The 14,155-nt window shown below is 68.5% G+C and carries 17 protein-coding genes; 2 read left to right on the forward strand and 15 right to left on the reverse strand.

Going from position 1 to position 14,155, the window contains the following annotated elements; all coding sequences use genetic code 11:
- Positions 1 to 10 precede the first annotated feature (10 nt).
- The 9 genes from LFM09_RS42255 to LFM09_RS42295 form a co-directional block, all read right to left on the reverse strand.
- On the reverse strand, positions 11 to 409 hold the full coding sequence (locus LFM09_RS42255; RefSeq protein ID WP_414102250.1) for a YbjN domain-containing protein: 399 nt from the start codon (positions 407 to 409) through the stop codon (positions 11 to 13).
- Positions 406 to 1,224 (reverse strand): isoprenyl transferase, encoded by an 819-nt coding sequence (locus LFM09_RS42260; protein ID WP_414102251.1) that lies wholly within the window; start codon positions 1,222 to 1,224, stop codon positions 406 to 408. Before LFM09_RS42260 ends, LFM09_RS42255 begins: the two co-directional genes overlap by 4 nt.
- A gap of 48 nt (positions 1,225 to 1,272) precedes the next feature.
- Entirely contained in the window at positions 1,273 to 2,025 is a 753-nt protein-coding gene (recO, locus tag LFM09_RS42265; RefSeq protein WP_414102252.1) for a DNA repair protein RecO, read from the reverse strand.
- A complete protein-coding gene (era, locus tag LFM09_RS42270) occupies positions 2,025 to 2,921 on the reverse strand; it encodes a GTPase Era (protein WP_414102253.1) in 897 nt (298 codons plus the stop codon). The genes recO and era overlap by 1 nt, the downstream gene beginning before the upstream one ends.
- A gap of 61 nt (positions 2,922 to 2,982) precedes the next feature.
- Positions 2,983 to 3,942: a carbohydrate-binding protein gene (locus LFM09_RS42275; protein ID WP_414102254.1), complete on the reverse strand. Its 960-nt coding sequence runs from the start codon at positions 3,940 to 3,942 to the stop codon at positions 2,983 to 2,985.
- 77 nt (positions 3,943 to 4,019) lie between these two features.
- Complete coding sequence (locus LFM09_RS42280) at positions 4,020 to 4,352, reverse strand: cytidine deaminase (RefSeq protein WP_414102255.1); 333 nt, start codon at positions 4,350 to 4,352, stop codon at positions 4,020 to 4,022.
- Positions 4,345 to 5,634: a hemolysin family protein gene (locus LFM09_RS42285; protein WP_414102256.1), complete on the reverse strand. Its 1,290-nt coding sequence runs from the start codon at positions 5,632 to 5,634 to the stop codon at positions 4,345 to 4,347. The genes LFM09_RS42280 and LFM09_RS42285 overlap by 8 nt, the downstream gene beginning before the upstream one ends.
- A 6-nt stretch (positions 5,635 to 5,640) precedes the next feature.
- On the reverse strand, positions 5,641 to 6,213 hold the full coding sequence (gene ybeY, locus LFM09_RS42290) for an rRNA maturation RNase YbeY (protein WP_414102257.1): 573 nt from the start codon (positions 6,211 to 6,213) through the stop codon (positions 5,641 to 5,643).
- A 5-nt stretch (positions 6,214 to 6,218) separates the two neighbouring features.
- Positions 6,219 to 7,268, reverse strand: a complete 1,050-nt coding sequence (locus LFM09_RS42295) for a PhoH family protein (protein ID WP_414102258.1) — start codon at positions 7,266 to 7,268, stop codon at positions 6,219 to 6,221.
- A gap of 143 nt (positions 7,269 to 7,411) precedes the next feature.
- Here LFM09_RS42295 and LFM09_RS42300 point away from each other — a divergent pair, with 143 nt between their 5' ends.
- A complete protein-coding gene (locus LFM09_RS42300; RefSeq protein ID WP_414102259.1) occupies positions 7,412 to 8,170 on the forward strand; it encodes a GNAT family N-acetyltransferase in 759 nt (252 codons plus the stop codon).
- 13 nt (positions 8,171 to 8,183) lie between these two features.
- Positions 8,184 to 8,966: a GNAT family N-acetyltransferase gene (locus LFM09_RS42305; RefSeq protein WP_414102260.1), complete on the forward strand. Its 783-nt coding sequence runs from the start codon at positions 8,184 to 8,186 to the stop codon at positions 8,964 to 8,966.
- 12 nt (positions 8,967 to 8,978) lie between these two features.
- Here the strand turns inward: LFM09_RS42305 and LFM09_RS42310 are convergent, their stop codons facing one another.
- The 6 genes from LFM09_RS42310 to hrcA all read right to left on the reverse strand — a co-directional run bounded on the left by LFM09_RS42310 (position 8,979) and on the right by hrcA (position 14,126).
- Positions 8,979 to 9,296, reverse strand: a complete 318-nt coding sequence (locus LFM09_RS42310; protein WP_414102261.1) for a histidine triad nucleotide-binding protein — start codon at positions 9,294 to 9,296, stop codon at positions 8,979 to 8,981.
- Positions 9,297 to 9,305: 9 nt separating this feature from the next.
- Positions 9,306 to 9,896, reverse strand: coding sequence for a TetR/AcrR family transcriptional regulator (locus LFM09_RS42315; RefSeq protein ID WP_414102262.1), 591 nt, complete (start codon positions 9,894 to 9,896; stop codon positions 9,306 to 9,308).
- Positions 9,897 to 9,905: 9 nt separating this feature from the next.
- A complete protein-coding gene (locus LFM09_RS42320) occupies positions 9,906 to 10,562 on the reverse strand; it encodes an alpha/beta hydrolase family protein (protein ID WP_414102263.1) in 657 nt (218 codons plus the stop codon).
- A gap of 621 nt (positions 10,563 to 11,183) precedes the next feature.
- Entirely contained in the window at positions 11,184 to 11,915 is a 732-nt protein-coding gene (locus LFM09_RS42325) for a 16S rRNA (uracil(1498)-N(3))-methyltransferase (protein ID WP_414102264.1), read from the reverse strand.
- Positions 11,912 to 13,060: a molecular chaperone DnaJ gene (gene dnaJ / locus LFM09_RS42330; protein WP_414102319.1), complete on the reverse strand. Its 1,149-nt coding sequence runs from the start codon at positions 13,058 to 13,060 to the stop codon at positions 11,912 to 11,914. Before dnaJ ends, LFM09_RS42325 begins: the two co-directional genes overlap by 4 nt.
- 43 nt (positions 13,061 to 13,103) lie before the next feature.
- Positions 13,104 to 14,126: a heat-inducible transcriptional repressor HrcA gene (gene hrcA, locus LFM09_RS42335; RefSeq protein WP_414102265.1), complete on the reverse strand. Its 1,023-nt coding sequence runs from the start codon at positions 14,124 to 14,126 to the stop codon at positions 13,104 to 13,106.
- Positions 14,127 to 14,155 lie beyond the last annotated feature (29 nt).

Here is a 14,155-nt window from a genome sequence, read left to right on the forward strand (position 1 = left end):
GGGTCCTTTCTCAAGAAAAGCGGGAGAGGAGCTCGCCGCGCACCTGCGACGCGGTCGACACAACCAGCATCAGAAGCGTGCTCAGCGGTTCCGGCTTGAGGCCGTCCGCCGGGAACGCGTACCGCAGCATCACGTCGGTGCCCCGCTCGGACGCGATGACGCCGAGCGTGCCGAACAGGCCCTGACCAGCGCGTTCGGCCACCCATTGAGCCACGTCACCGACCAGGTCCCACGCGACCACGACCGTTAACGAGAGCACGGTCAGGCCATCTGCCAGTTCCATGCCCTGCACGGCGCACGGCACGTCGCCGTGGCGGAAGCTCAACGCGCCGTCGTCGTCCACGGACACGTCGTGGAACAGCTCCAGCGCCTTGCGCGCGGCCTCCAGAGCCTCACCGCTCGCGTTCACGACACCTCCGAATCGGGCTTGTCGATCGCACCACCGAAGCGGCGGTCGCGCTCGGCGAACTTCTCGACGGCCCGCCACAGGTCACGGCGGTCGAAGTCGGGCCACAGGATGTCCTGGAACACCAGTTCGGCGTACGCGGACTGCCAGAGCATGAAGTTCGACGTGCGCTGCTCGCCGGACGGCCGGATGAACAGGTCCACGTCCGGCATCTCGGGCTGGTAGAGGTAGCGCGCGATGGTCTTCTCGTCGACCTTCTCGGGGTTGAGCTGCCCCGCGGCGGCCAGTCGCGCGATCTCGCGGGCGGCGTCACCGATCTCCGCGCGGCCGCCGTAGTTGATGCACATCGCCAGGTTGAGCTGGTCGTTGTCGCGGGTGCGCTCCTCCGCGACCTCCAGCTCCTTGATCACGCTGCGCCACAACCGCGGCCGGCGTCCTGCCCAGCGGACCCGCACGCCCAGCTCGTCGAGCTCGTCGGTGCGGTGGTGGATCACGTCGCGGGAGAAGCCCATCAGGAACCGGACCTCTTCGGGGCTGCGGCGCCAGTTCTCGGTGGAGAAGGCGTACAACGACAGCCACTTCACGCCCATCTCGATCGCACCCTTGGCGACCTCGACGACGACCTGCTCGCCCCGCTTGTGGCCCTCGACGCGGGACAGTCCGCGCTGGTTGGCCCAACGGCCGTTGCCGTCCATCACGATCGCGATGTGCTTGGGCACGAACTCGGCGGGAATCTGCGGAGGCACCGCGCCGGACGGGTGCGGCTCCGGCGGGCGCGGGACGCGCTTCTCTCGCTCAGAGCGGCGGCGACGCAGCATGAGACGGAGCATCCTTTCGAGCGAAAACCGTTGTCGGTAGGCGCCACATTAGCCGCCGTCCGGCTGTGCCTTTCGTTCGACCAGAGGCAACGACCGGAGCTGCCGTTCGAGGTGCCACTGCAGGTGCGCCGCGACCAGGCCACTCGCGTCGCGCCGGGCCAGGTGCGGGATCTCGTCGACCACGTTCCACTGCCCGTGCAGCAACGCCGAGAGCAACGCGAGCGTGTCCTGCGACGGCGACGCGGAGCCCGGCGGACGGCAGTTCGGGCAGCACGATCCGCCCGCCTGGACGCTGAACGCCCGGTGCGGACCGGGATCACCGCACTTCGCGCACTCGTTGACCGCGGGCGCCCAACCGGCGAACGCCATCGCACGCATGAGGAACGCGTCCAACAGCAGCGACGGGTCACGTTCCGCCGCAGCCAACGCCCTGAGAGCGCCCGTCACGAGCAGATAGAGCCGCACGACCGGTTCGCCTTCTTCGGCGGTGAGACGGTCGGCGGTCTCAAGGATCGCGCATGCGGCCGTGTAGCGCTGGTAGTCGTTGACGATGCCCACGCCGAACGCGTCCAGCGTCTGCACCTGGGTGATGATGTCGAGCGAACGGCCGGGGTGGAACTGCACGTCGACGTGGCAGAACGGCTCCAGCCGCGCGCCGAACTTCGACGACGTGCGCCGCACGCCCTTCGCCACGGCACGCAGCTTGCCGTGCCGCTGGGTCAGGAAGGTGATGATCCTGTCCGCTTCACCGAGCTTCTGCACCCGAAGCACGATGCCGGTGTCGCGGTAGAGGTTCGCCATCAGAACCCGAGGCGGCGCAACTGTTTCGGATCGCGCTGCCAGTCCTTGGCGATCTTGATGTGCAGGTCCAGGTACACGCGGGTGCCCAGGAGCGCCTCGATCTGCTTGCGCGCGGTCATGCCGACCTGCTTGAGCCGCTCACCCCGGTGACCCAGGATGATCGCCTTCTGTGACGGCCGCTCCACGAACACGAACGCGTGGATGTCCATCAGGTCGTCGCGACCCTCGCGCGGAAGCATCTCCTCCACCACCACGGCGATGGAGTGCGGCAGCTCGTCGCGCACGCCCTCCAGCGCGGCCTCGCGGATCAGCTCGGCGACCAGGGTCTGCTCGGGCTCGTCGGTCAGGTCGCCGTCCGGGAACAGCTGCGGCCCCTCCGGCAGCTTCTGCAGCAGCAGGTCGCTCAGCTTGTCGACCTGGAAGCCGTCGACCGCGGACACCGGGATGATCTCGGCGAACTCCATGACCTTCTGCAGCGCGAGCAGCTGTTCCATCACCTGCTGCGGCGACACCAGGTCGGTCTTGGTGACGATGCCGACCACGGGCGTGCGCTTGGCGACCTTCTCCAGCTCGGCGGCGATGAACTTGTCGCCGGGGCCGACCTTCTGGTCGGCGGGCACGCAGAAGCCGACGACGTCGACCTCGGACCACGTCTCGCGCACCAGGTCGTTGAGCCGCTGACCGAGCAGCGTGCGCGGCCGGTGCAGGCCGGGCGTGTCCACCAGCACGAGCTGGCCGTCCTCGCGGTGCACGATGCCGCGGATCGTGTGGCGGGTGGTCTGCGGCTTGCTGGACGTGATGGCGACCTTCGTGCCCACCAGCGCGTTCGTCAGCGTCGACTTCCCTGCGTTCGGGCGGCCGACGAAGCACGCGAACCCGGAGCGGTAACCATCCATCTCTCCATTGTCCCTGGGACCGGCAACGGGGTTGTTGCCGGTCCCGGAATCTGCTACCTGATCACGCCCACCACTTGTGCCAGAGGGCGTTGTCACCGCCGATCACGAAGGTGTCGATGCGGTTGTAGGACCACGAAACCGCTGCTGGGCCCGAGATCAGGCCGCCGCCGAGCGACTCCCAGCCCGACCAACCGGACTGGTACCACTTGTGGTGCATCGCGTTGTCCGTACCGCGGACGAACACGTCGAGCCGGCCCGATGCCCACGACGACGCGCCGGGGCCCGAGGTGAGCACGCCACCCAGCGACTCCCAGCCCGACCAACCGCCGGAGTACCACTTGTGGTGCATCGCGTAGTCGGTGCCGCCGACGAACACGTCGATGCGTCCCGGCCCCCACGAGACGGCCGCCGGGTACGTGGTGAGCACGCCACCGAGCGACTCCCAGCCCGACCAACCGCCGTCGTACCACTTGTGGTGCATCGCGTTGTCCGTGCCGCGCACGAACACGTCGAGCCGGCCCGCGCTCCACGAGGAAACGCCGGGTGCGGAGGTCAGCACACCACCCAACGACTCCCAGCCGGACCAGCCGTTCTGATACCACTTGTGGTACAGCGCGTTGTCACCGCCGCGCGCAAAAACGTCAATTCTTCCGTTGCTCCACGAAACAGCGGCAGGCGCTGACGTCAAATAGCCGCCGAGCGACTCCCATCCGGACCAGCCGCCGTCATACCATTTGTGCCAAAGTGCGCGATCCTGGCCGACGGCGAACACGTCGAGCCTGCCCGGCGCCCACGACGAGACCGCCGGCGCCGAGATCAGGTAGCCGCCCAGCGACTCCCAGCCTGACCAGGCCTGTGTGGTGACGCCGCGTTCGTGGCCGGTGATCAGGCCGGTCAGCCGGTCCGTGGCGGCCGGCACCTGGACTTGAGGTGCCTGTTCCCGGGCGTGCGCCGGTGCGGTGACGACGGCACCGGCGAGCAGCAACGACAGCACGGCGAAAACGGATCTGAGTTTTTTCATGACCATCCTCGGTTGGTCGCGAATTTCTCCCCGCGACCGAACCTAGGACGGAATTGCGCGCACGGTCAATCGTGCGTTCAGATCACTTCCGCGATTTCCCCATCTTGGGTCGCACGGAATACAGGGCCATTTGCAGTCAGATCGCGAACCGCTTTGACCGAAATTTCGTCCAGCGTTCCCGCGTCGGTCACCACGACCGCGGCTTCGAGCCCTTCGGCACCGCTCGACACCGCGGCGGCGACGGCGGCCTGCAGCGCCGTCAGCTTGAGGGACGGCAACGCGACCGTGGACGCGTTGTACGTGCGGCCGTCGAGGTCCCGCACCGCCGCGCCCTCCGGGGCACCGTTGCGCGCACGGACCGAGCGCGCGAGCGTGACGAGCTTGGCGTCCTCAGGGTTGATGTCAGTCATCTTCTTCGTTCTCCTTCTGCACGGGACGCACGAGCACGGTCGTGACGCGGATGCGGCCGCGTTCGTCCTTGCCGCCCTCTGCCCGCATGCGCAGGCCCGCGATCTCGGCCTCGGTACCGGGCAGCGGCACGCGCCCGAGCCGTTGCGCGAGCAGGCCGCCGACGGTCTCGACCTCGTGGTCGTCCAGCTCGGTGCCGAACAACGCGTCCAGGTCGTCGACCGGCAGGCGCGCGCTGACCCGCACGGCGCCGTCGTCGAGGTGCTCGACCGGCGGGCGGTCGTCGGTGTCGGACTCGTCGGTGATCTCGCCGACGATCTCCTCGAGGATGTCCTCGATGGTCAGCAGGCCCGCGGTGCCGCCGTACTCGTCGACCACGATCGCCATGTGCCGGCGCGACACCTGCATCTCGCGCAGCAGGTCCGCGATGGGCTTGCTGTCCGGGATGAAGCTCATCGGGCGCATCAGCTCCGACACGCTCTTCGGGTCCTCGTCCTCGGCGAGCGTGGCCCGCATGAGGTCCTTGAGGTTCACCACGCCGAGCACGTCGTCGACGCTCTCGCCGATCACCGGGACGCGCGTGTAGCCGGTGCGCAACGACAGCGCGAGCGCCTGCCGCAGCGACTTCGACTGCTCGATCCACACGATCTCGGTGCGCGGCACCATGACCTCGCGGGCGATGGTGTCGCCCAGCTCGAACACCGAGTGGATCATCTCGCGCTCACCCTCGTCGACGACGCCGCGTTCCTGCGCCATGTCGACGAGCTCGCGCAGCTCGACCTCGGAGCTGAACGGGCCCTCGCGGAAGCCCTTGCCGGGCGTGATCGCGTTACCGATGAGGATCAGCAGCTTGGACAACGGGCCCAGCACGCGGCCGAGCTGGCGGACCGTGCCGGCGGCGATCAGGCTCACGCCGTACGGGTGCTGACGGCCGATGGTGCGGGGTCCGACGCCGACGAGCACGTACGACACGACGAGCATGCTCAGGCAGGCGTACAGGGCAGCGAGCCAGTCCTGGTCCTCGTACCGCAGGAACACCGTCGTGACCAGCACCGCCGCCAGCATCTCGCAGAACAGGCGCAGCAGCAGCAACAGGTTGACGTGCCGCGGCCGGTCGTTGAGGACCTGCAGCAGCTGCCCGGTGCCCCAGCGACCCTGCCGTTGCAGGGCTTCCACCCGTGCCCGCGACACGGTGCCAAGCGCGGCGTCCACACACGCGAAGACACCAGCGGCGAGCACGAGCAGAACGGCCAGCACGATCACACTGGCGGGGTTCTCGCTCATCGCGCGTCAGTCTTCTTCGGGATGCTGCAGTGACTTTTCCTGGGGCTTCTGCTCGTCCAGGCCGACGGCGCCGAGCACCTTGTCGTCCGTGCTGCGCTGGTGCGCGGCCCGCTCCGCCTCGTCCCGCGCGGTGCGGAAGTCCGCGAGGATGCGGTTCTGCAGCGTGAACATCTCGCGTTCCTCGGCAGGCTCCGCGTGGTCGTAGCCGAGCAGGTGCAGCACGCCGTGCACGGTCAGCAGGTGCAGCTCGTCCAGCAGGCCGTGGCCTGCCTTCTTGGCCTGGTCCTTGGCGAACGCCGGGCACAGCACGATGTCCCCGAGCAGCGCCGGGCCGAGGCCCGCCGCGTCCGGCCGGCGCGCGGAGTCCAGCTCGTCCATGGGGAAGGCCATGACGTCCGTGGGGCCGGGCAGGTCCATCCAGCGCTCGTGCAGGTCGGCCATCACGTCCAGCTCGACGAGCAGGACGGACAGCTCGGCCAGCGGGCTCACACCCATGCGGTCCAGCGCGAAGCGGGCGGCGGAGACGATGGAACCCTCGTCGACTCCGACACCCGACTCGTTGGCGATCTCGATGCTCACGGCGCCTATCGTCCCCGGCGCTGGTTCCCCCGGCGTGCACCGGGTCCGTGGTGTTGCCCGTTCTGGTCGACGAGGTCCTGCTGGACCTGCCACTTCTCGTACGCGTCGACGATGTCGCCGACCAGGCGGTGGCGCACCACGTCCTGGCTGGTCAGCACCGAGAAGTGCACGTCTTCGACACCTTCGAGGATGTCCTTGACGACCTTCAACCCGCTGCGCTGGCCACCGGGCAGGTCGACCTGGGTGATGTCACCCGTCACGACCACCTTCGAGCCGAAGCCCAACCGCGTGAGGAACATCTTCATCTGCTCGGGCGTCGTGTTCTGCGCCTCGTCGAGGATGATGAACGCGTCGTTCAACGTCCGGCCGCGCATGTACGCCAGCGGTGCGACCTCGATCGTGCCGGCCTGGGTGAGGCGCGGGATCGACTCCGGGTCGACCATGTCGTGCAGCGCGTCGTAGAGCGGGCGCAGGTACGGGTCGATCTTCTCGTAGAGCGTGCCCGGCAGGTAGCCGAGCCGCTCGCCCGCCTCGACGGCCGGGCGGGTGAGGATGATGCGGTTGACCTGCTTGGACTGCAGCGCCTGCACGGCCTTGGCCATGGCGAGGTACGTCTTGCCGGTGCCGGCGGGGCCGATGCCGAACACGATGGTGTTCTTGTCGATCGCGTCGACGTAGTGCTTCTGGTTCAGCGTCTTGGGCCGGATCGTGCGGCCGCGGCGGCTGATGATGTCCAGGCTCAGCACCGCGGCGGGCGACTCCTCGGCGTTCGCGCTGAGCATCGCGACGGTGCGGCGGACGGTGTTCTGGTCGACCGCCTGGCCGCGGCTGGCCAGGGTGACGAGCTCGCTGAAGACCCGTTCCGCGAAGGCCACGTCGGCGGGATCGCCGGACAGGGTGATCTCGTTCCCGCGCACGTGCACGTCGGCGTCGAGCAGCTCCTCGGCGAGCCGGAGGTTCTCGTCACGCGACCCCAGCAGGCTGAGCACCGCGCCGTCTGGCACGGCGAACCGGGACTGACCTTCCTTGGTGCTCTGCTGTGTTTCTTCGGCCACGTGGCCCCGGCCTGCTTCCTGTCGCTCGGATCTGTTGCGTCGATGCTAGTCCGGCCGAAAATGGGTGGCTACCGGATTGCTCACCGTGTGTGCTCACGATTGTGGAGATCCGCAGGCTTGGCAGTGACGACATACCCGAGTGCATGAAGCTCATCACGGACCGGGGTTGGACGTGGCCGGCGTCGCAGTGGGAGCTGATGCTCACGCTGGGTCCCGGCCTCGGCGCTTTCGACGGTGGAACGATCTTGGGCACGGCGTTGGCGACGCCCTATCCCGAAGCGCAGTCGATCAGCGGCGTACTGGTCGGCACCTGGGCCGAACGCCGGGGCGTGGGCACCGCCCTGATGTCCAATATATTGGATATCAGCGAGACCGACGTGTCCGTGCTGTATGCGACGCCCATGGGTGAACCGCTGTACTCGAAGCTCGGCTTTCACTCGGTAGGGGTGACGCGCGAGTTCCACGGTGTCTTCACCGGAAGAGCCTCCAACGTGTCCCGCCCGGTCGCGATATCCGATATATCGCATATCGCCGCTCTGGACCGCGAGGTCAGCGGCTACACGCGCGACGAGTTCTGGGACTTCGCGCCGTCGCGCTACTCGCTGCGCATCGCGGAGTTCGAGGGCGGACTCGGCCTGATCGGCAGCCGTCAGCTGGCGAACGGCCCGGCGGTCGGCCCGCTGATCGCGCCCACCGCCGCCGACGCCTGCGCGCTGATCTCCGACGTGGTGGCGGGCGGAGGCCCGTTCCGCGTCGACACCGACGACGCCGACGTCACCGCCTTCCTGCTGGCCAACGGCTTTGAAACGCACACCGGTTGCGCACTGATGGTGCACGGCGCGACCACGTTGCCGGGCGACCGGTCGCGCTACTTCGCGCCCGCGTCGCTCGCGCTCGGATGACCCTGGGGGACATGTGGAACTGCGACGACTGACCGTCGACGACCTCACCGCGTGCTCCGACCTGGCCGAGAGCCGGTCGTGGCCGCGCGAGGAGAGCAAGTGGGAGTTCCTGCTGACCTGTGGCGAGGGCTGGGGCCTCTTCGACTCCGAGGGCCTGGCGGGCACGACGATCGTGACGCGCTACCCGGAGCTGGCGTCGATCAGCATGGTGCTCGTGGCCGAACGCTGCGCGCGCCAGGGCCTCGGCCGCCGACTGGTATCCCATGTATTGGACACGGGCGTCTCAACGCTCTTCGCGACGGCGATGGGCCGCCCGCTCTACGAACAGCTGGACTTCCACGCAGTCGGCTTCACCGACATCCACGCGGGCGAGTTCACAGGCCCGATATCCGATATATCGCATATTGCCACGCCCGCTAACCTCGACGAACTCGTCTCCCTCGACACCAAGGTCACCGGCATCACCCGGCCGTTCCTCTGGGAGGCGTTGCTGGCCATGGGGTCCGTGCGGGTGTCGGCGAACGGCATCGCGGGCTCGTGGCGCGTCCGCGAGGACATGCTGCTGATCGGCCCGGTCATCGCGGACACGCCGGCCGACGCGTGCGCGCTCATCGCCGACTCCGCAGCCGGCAACGGCAGGGTCCGCGTCGACGTGCACGATCCGGAGGTCACCGCGTTCGTGCGCGCACACGGCCTGGAGTCGTGGGGCGAGGCCACGTGGATGGTGAGGAACGCCGACCAGCTGCCCGGCGACCGCGCCCGCTACCACGCCCCGATCCTGCAGGCCCTCGGTTAGAGCCCGCCAAGCTCAGAGACGACGGCCACCGAGGACGTGCAGGTGGGCGTGGAAGACCTCCTGCCCGCTGTCCGGCCCGGTGTTGAACAGCAGCCGGTACCCGCTCTCCGCCACCCCCTCGGCCTCGGCGACCTCCTTCGCGGCGGCGAAGAGGTCGCCGAGCTGGTCACCGTTGAGGTCGACGGCGTTCGGCACGTGCTCGCGCGGGATGAGCAGCACGTGCACCGGCGCCTTCGGGTGGATGTCGCGGAACGCCAGCGTCGTCTTGGTCTCGTGCACGATCGTCGCGGGAATCTCACCGTCGACGATCCGGCAGAACAAACAGGACATCCCCCGACGCTAGAGGAACAGGCTGTCCAGGTGCTCGTCGACGGCCTCGACCATGTCGTCGACCGTGAGCTCGTCCGGCCCGAGCCCGTGATGGATGTTGAGCCCGTCGATCAGCACCACGAACCGCCGCGCCGCCTTGATGGGCACGATCCCGTCCCGCACCTCCCCCGCCTCCTGCGCGGCGGTGAGAATACGCGCGATCTCCCCGTACAACTCACGCGTGCCGTAGCGCTCCAACTCGTGCAACGACGGCTCCACCATCGCCCGCGGCAAGAACGACAACAGCACCGCCGCCTCAACCCGGCGTTCTTCGTCCAGCGCCAGCATCTCGTGCGCGAAGGCCCTCAACAGCTCCCGGTTGCCGACCGAGGCGTCAAGCCGCTCCAGCCGCGCGATGAACCGCCGGTACGCGAGCTCCATCGCAAAGCCCAGCAACGAGTCCTGTGTCGGGAAGTAGTGGCGCAACGACCCGCTCGACCACCCCGACTCGGCCGCAACAGCGCGCACCGACGCGTGGTCGATCCCGTCCCGCTGCACGATCCGCCACACGGCCTCGGCCAGTTCGCGGCGACGTTCCTCGTGGTCGACAACCTTCGGCACCGGCCCTTTCTAGCAGCCGCGCGCAAGCCGAACGACGGCCTCCCGGCACCGCTCCCAAGACTCGGTGCCCGGCGTGATCATGTCCATGTGCCCGGCCCCCTCCACCACGACAAGCTCCGCCCCCGGCTCCACAGCACAGAACCCGACCGACTGCTCAACGGGAACGTCCTCGTCAAGATCACCGTGAACGCAGATCACCGGCTTGCCAATGGGCACGAGCGCAGCCGGCGAGGCTTCCGCGAACTGCTCCTCCGAACACAACTCCAACGCCCTGGCCGTGATGTGCTGTGTGAAATCCAGCACCCCGGCCTGAGCCACAGCTCCGACCACTCGCGCACTGTGCTTGGCCGCCCACACAGCGAGATGCCCTCCAGCACTGTGTCCAAGCGTCACAACGGGCCCGATGTCGACCGCCTCAATCGCGGCCAACACGTCCTGTCCAGTAACCGGCCACCCACCGTCACCACCAACACGCCGATACTCGACGTTCCAAACAGCAAACCCGTCCTTCACAAGCACATCGGCAAGCGGCCGCCCGAGCTCCAACCCGTACCGCTGATGCCAAAAGCCACCGTGAATGACGACAACAGCACCCTCAGCAACCCCGTCAGGCAAATAAAGCTCACCAAACTGGCTGGGGTGCTCCCCATAAGCAATCCGCTGCACACGCCAGAACCTACGCGACGCACCCGATCTTGTCGGACCCCTGAGTAGTAGGAGTTCCCAACACAAAGCACGCAACGGCTTGGCCACAACTGGTGGCCCGCAACAGGTAAACAGCGATGGCGAAGGCGAGCCAGCCGGGATCCGGGATGGGTAGTCAGTCCGCGACGCCGAAGGCAAGCCGCCCGGTAGCCCGAGATAGGTGGGCCGCAACGCCGAAGACGAGCCCGCCGGGGGTCCGAGATAGGTGGGCCGCAACGCCGAAGGCGAGCCGGCCGGGGGTCCGGGGGCGAAGCCGCCCGGCTGGGGTTTGGGGGCTCGGCCCCCAAAAACACGCTTTTGGGTCAGGCAGCGAAGGCGCGAAGCGCCGAGCAGCCAGACCAAAACCCAAAAGGGGCGCCTCGCGGTCCGAAGCCTGGGGGTCGCTTCGCCGCGAGGCGCCGACGCCGGACCGAGGGGGGAGGTGTCCGGCGAGTCCTTTGGTCAGAAGGGCCTAATCGTCTACTCCGTTTCCGGATAGACCAATCAACCCCTCTGCGACCAAGGGTAACCCCACAGGCCTGCGGTTCGCTACAACTTGCGTCAAGCCAATCCATCCGATGTTCACCTGGGAAGTGACTGGGGTCACCAGCGTGAGGTGAGCACTCCGAGCGCACCAAGAGCAACTGCCGCAGCGGTAGAAGCACGCAGAACAGTTGGGCCCAATCGGACCACGCGGGCCCCCGAAGATCGCAACGCGTCGAGTTCCTCGGGCGTGATCCCGCCTTCGGGACCGACGACGAGCAGCACGTCCCCGGATTCCGGCAACGGGACGTCGGACAGTCGGTCGGTAGCGCTCTCGTGCAACACGAGGGTCAGCGCCGACGACGACACGCGCGAAGCAAGTTGAGGAGTGCTCACCGGTTCGTCGACGAAAGGGACCCGTGCGCGACGGGCCTGCTTCGCTGCCTCACGAACTGTGGAACGCCACCGCCCCAACGCTTTCGCGCCTCGCGGGCCGTCCTCCCACTTCGCCACGCACCGGGACGCGCGCCACGGCACCACACCGTCCACACCGGCCTCTGTGGCCAGCTCGACGGCGAGCTCGCCGCGGTCGCCCTTCACCAACGCCTGCGCTAGCACGACACGTGGCGAGGGTTCAGGCTCGACAGAACGCTCAAGCACGCGCAGAGACAACGCATCCCGCTCGACCGCGACCACGGAACAACGCACCAAGACGCCAGAACCGTCGGACAGCACGAGTTCCTCGCCCACGCGCAGGCGCCGGACCGTCGCGGCGTGGCGGCCTTCCGGGCCGTCCAGCACGAACTCCTCGCCCGGCGGCAGCGCCGGGACGAGGAAGACCGGCAGGGTCACCGGTTGCCGCGCGAGGCGCGCAGGCGGGAGAACAGGCCGCCGCCGCCCTTGCCGTTGTGGGACAACGAAGGCTCGCTCTCGCCGCGCATCTCGGCCAGGTCGCGCAGCAGTGAGGCCTGCGCGGCGTCGAGCTTCGTGGGCACGACGACTTCGAGGTGCACGTGCAGGTCGCCTCGACCGTCGACGCGGCCGGTGGAACGCAGCTTCGGCATGCCGCGGCCCGTCATCACGAGCTGCGTGTTCGGCTGCGTGCCGGGGTCGATCTGCAGTTCTTCCTCGCCGTCCAGGGTCTTCAACGGCAACGTGGCGCCCAGGGCGGCCGTCGTCATCGGGATCTGGACCACGCAGTGCAGGTCGGCGCCGTCGCGTTCGAAGATGTCGTGCGGGTGCTCCTCGACCTCGACGTAGAGGTCGCCGGCCGGGCCGCCGCCGGGGCCCACCTCGCCCTGGCCCGCGAGGCGCACGCGCATGCCCTCGGCGACGCCGGCGGGGATGTTCACGGAGATGGTGCGGCGCGAGCGCGTGCGGCCGTCGCCGGCGCACTGCTGGCACGGGTCGGGGATGATCTCGCCGAAGCCGCGGCACACCGGGCACGGGCGGGACGTCACGACCTGGCCGAGGAACGAGCGCTGCACGGACTGGACCTCGCCGCGGCCGTTGCACGTGTCGCAGCGGATCGGCTTGGAGTCGCCGTTCGCGCCGCTGCCGTGGCAGCGGTCGCAGAGGATCGCGGTGTCGACGGTCAGCTCACGCGTCGCGCCCGCCGCGCACTCCTCCAGCGTCATGTCGAGCCGGATCAACGCGTCGGAGCCCGGCTGCACGCGGCTGCGCGGACCGCGGCCGCCGCCGGTCGAGGCGCCGAAGAAGGCGTCCATGATGTCGCCGAGGCCGAAGCCCGCGAACGGGTCACCGCCCGCGCGGCCACCACCGCTCGAGTCGAGCGGGTCGCCGCCCAGGTCGACGACGCGGCGCTTCTCGGGGTTCGACAGCACCTCGTAGGCGGCCGTCACCTCCTTGAAGCGAGCTTCCTCGCTGGGATTGACATCCGGGTGCAGCTGCCTGGCGAGCTTGCGATAGGCGCGCTTGATCTCATCCTGTGTCGCGTTCTGCGAGACACCGAGGATGCCGTAGTAATCCCTGGCCACCTTGTTCGCTTTCGTGTTCATCTCAAGTGCAAGAAGTTTCTGGTCAACGACCGGTCAGAATCTCACCGACGTAGTTGGCGACCGCGCGGACGGCCGCCATGGTTCCGGGGTAGTCCATGCGAGTGGGTCCGACGACGCCGAGGCCGCCCAGCGGATTGTCACGGCTGCCGTAGCCGATGGACACCACTGAAGTGCTGCGCATCTCAGCCGCCTCGTTCTCCTCGCCGATGCGCACCAGCACGCGACCGGGGTCGCGGGAGGCGGCGAGCAGCTTGAGCACGATCACCTGTTCCTCCAGCGCCTCCAGCACCTGCCGGAGCGAGCCGGGGAAGTCGGCGACGTTGCGGGTGAGGTTCGCGGTGCCCCCGAGCACCAGCCGTTCCTCCGGGTGCTCGACCAGCGTCTCGATCAGCACCGTCGCGACCCGCAGCATCGGGTCGCGCAGGTCCTGCCGCACCTCGTCGGGCAGCTCGGCGACCCTGACCGAGGCGTCGGTCAGGCGCTGACCGGCCATGGCCTGGTTCAGCATGCCGCGCAGCAGCGCCGTGTCCTCTTCGCTGATCACGTCGCCCATCTCGACGATGCGCTGGTCGACGCGACCGGTGTCGGTGATCAGCACCAGCATCAGCCGCGACGGCGTGATCGGCAGCACTTCGAGGTGCCGCACGGCCGCGCGCGACAGGGTCGGCACCTGGATCACCGCGACCTGCCGGGTGAGCTGCGCGAGCAACCGCACGCTGCGGCGCATCACGTCGTCGAGGTCGAGCGCCCCGTCGAGGAAGCTGCGGATGGCCCGCTTCTCCGCCTGCGAGAGCGGCTTGATCTCACTCAGCTTGTCGACGAAGAGCCGGTAGCCCTTGTCCGTCGGCACGCGGCCGGCGGACGTGTGCGGCTGGGCGATGTAGCCCTCGTCCTCCAGTGCCGCCATGTCGTTGCGCACGGTCGCGCTCGACACACCCAGGTTGTGCCGTTCGACCAGCGCTTTCGACCCGACGGGCTCCTGGTTGGACACGTAGTCGGCAACGATGGCGCGCAGCACCTCGAACCGACGCTCATCGGCGTTCACCGCTGTTCACCTCCGTGTCCACTGCTCCC

Source organism: Lentzea alba (assembly GCF_047445655.1).
Lineage (GTDB): Bacteria > Actinomycetota > Actinomycetes > Mycobacteriales > Pseudonocardiaceae > Lentzea > Lentzea alba_A.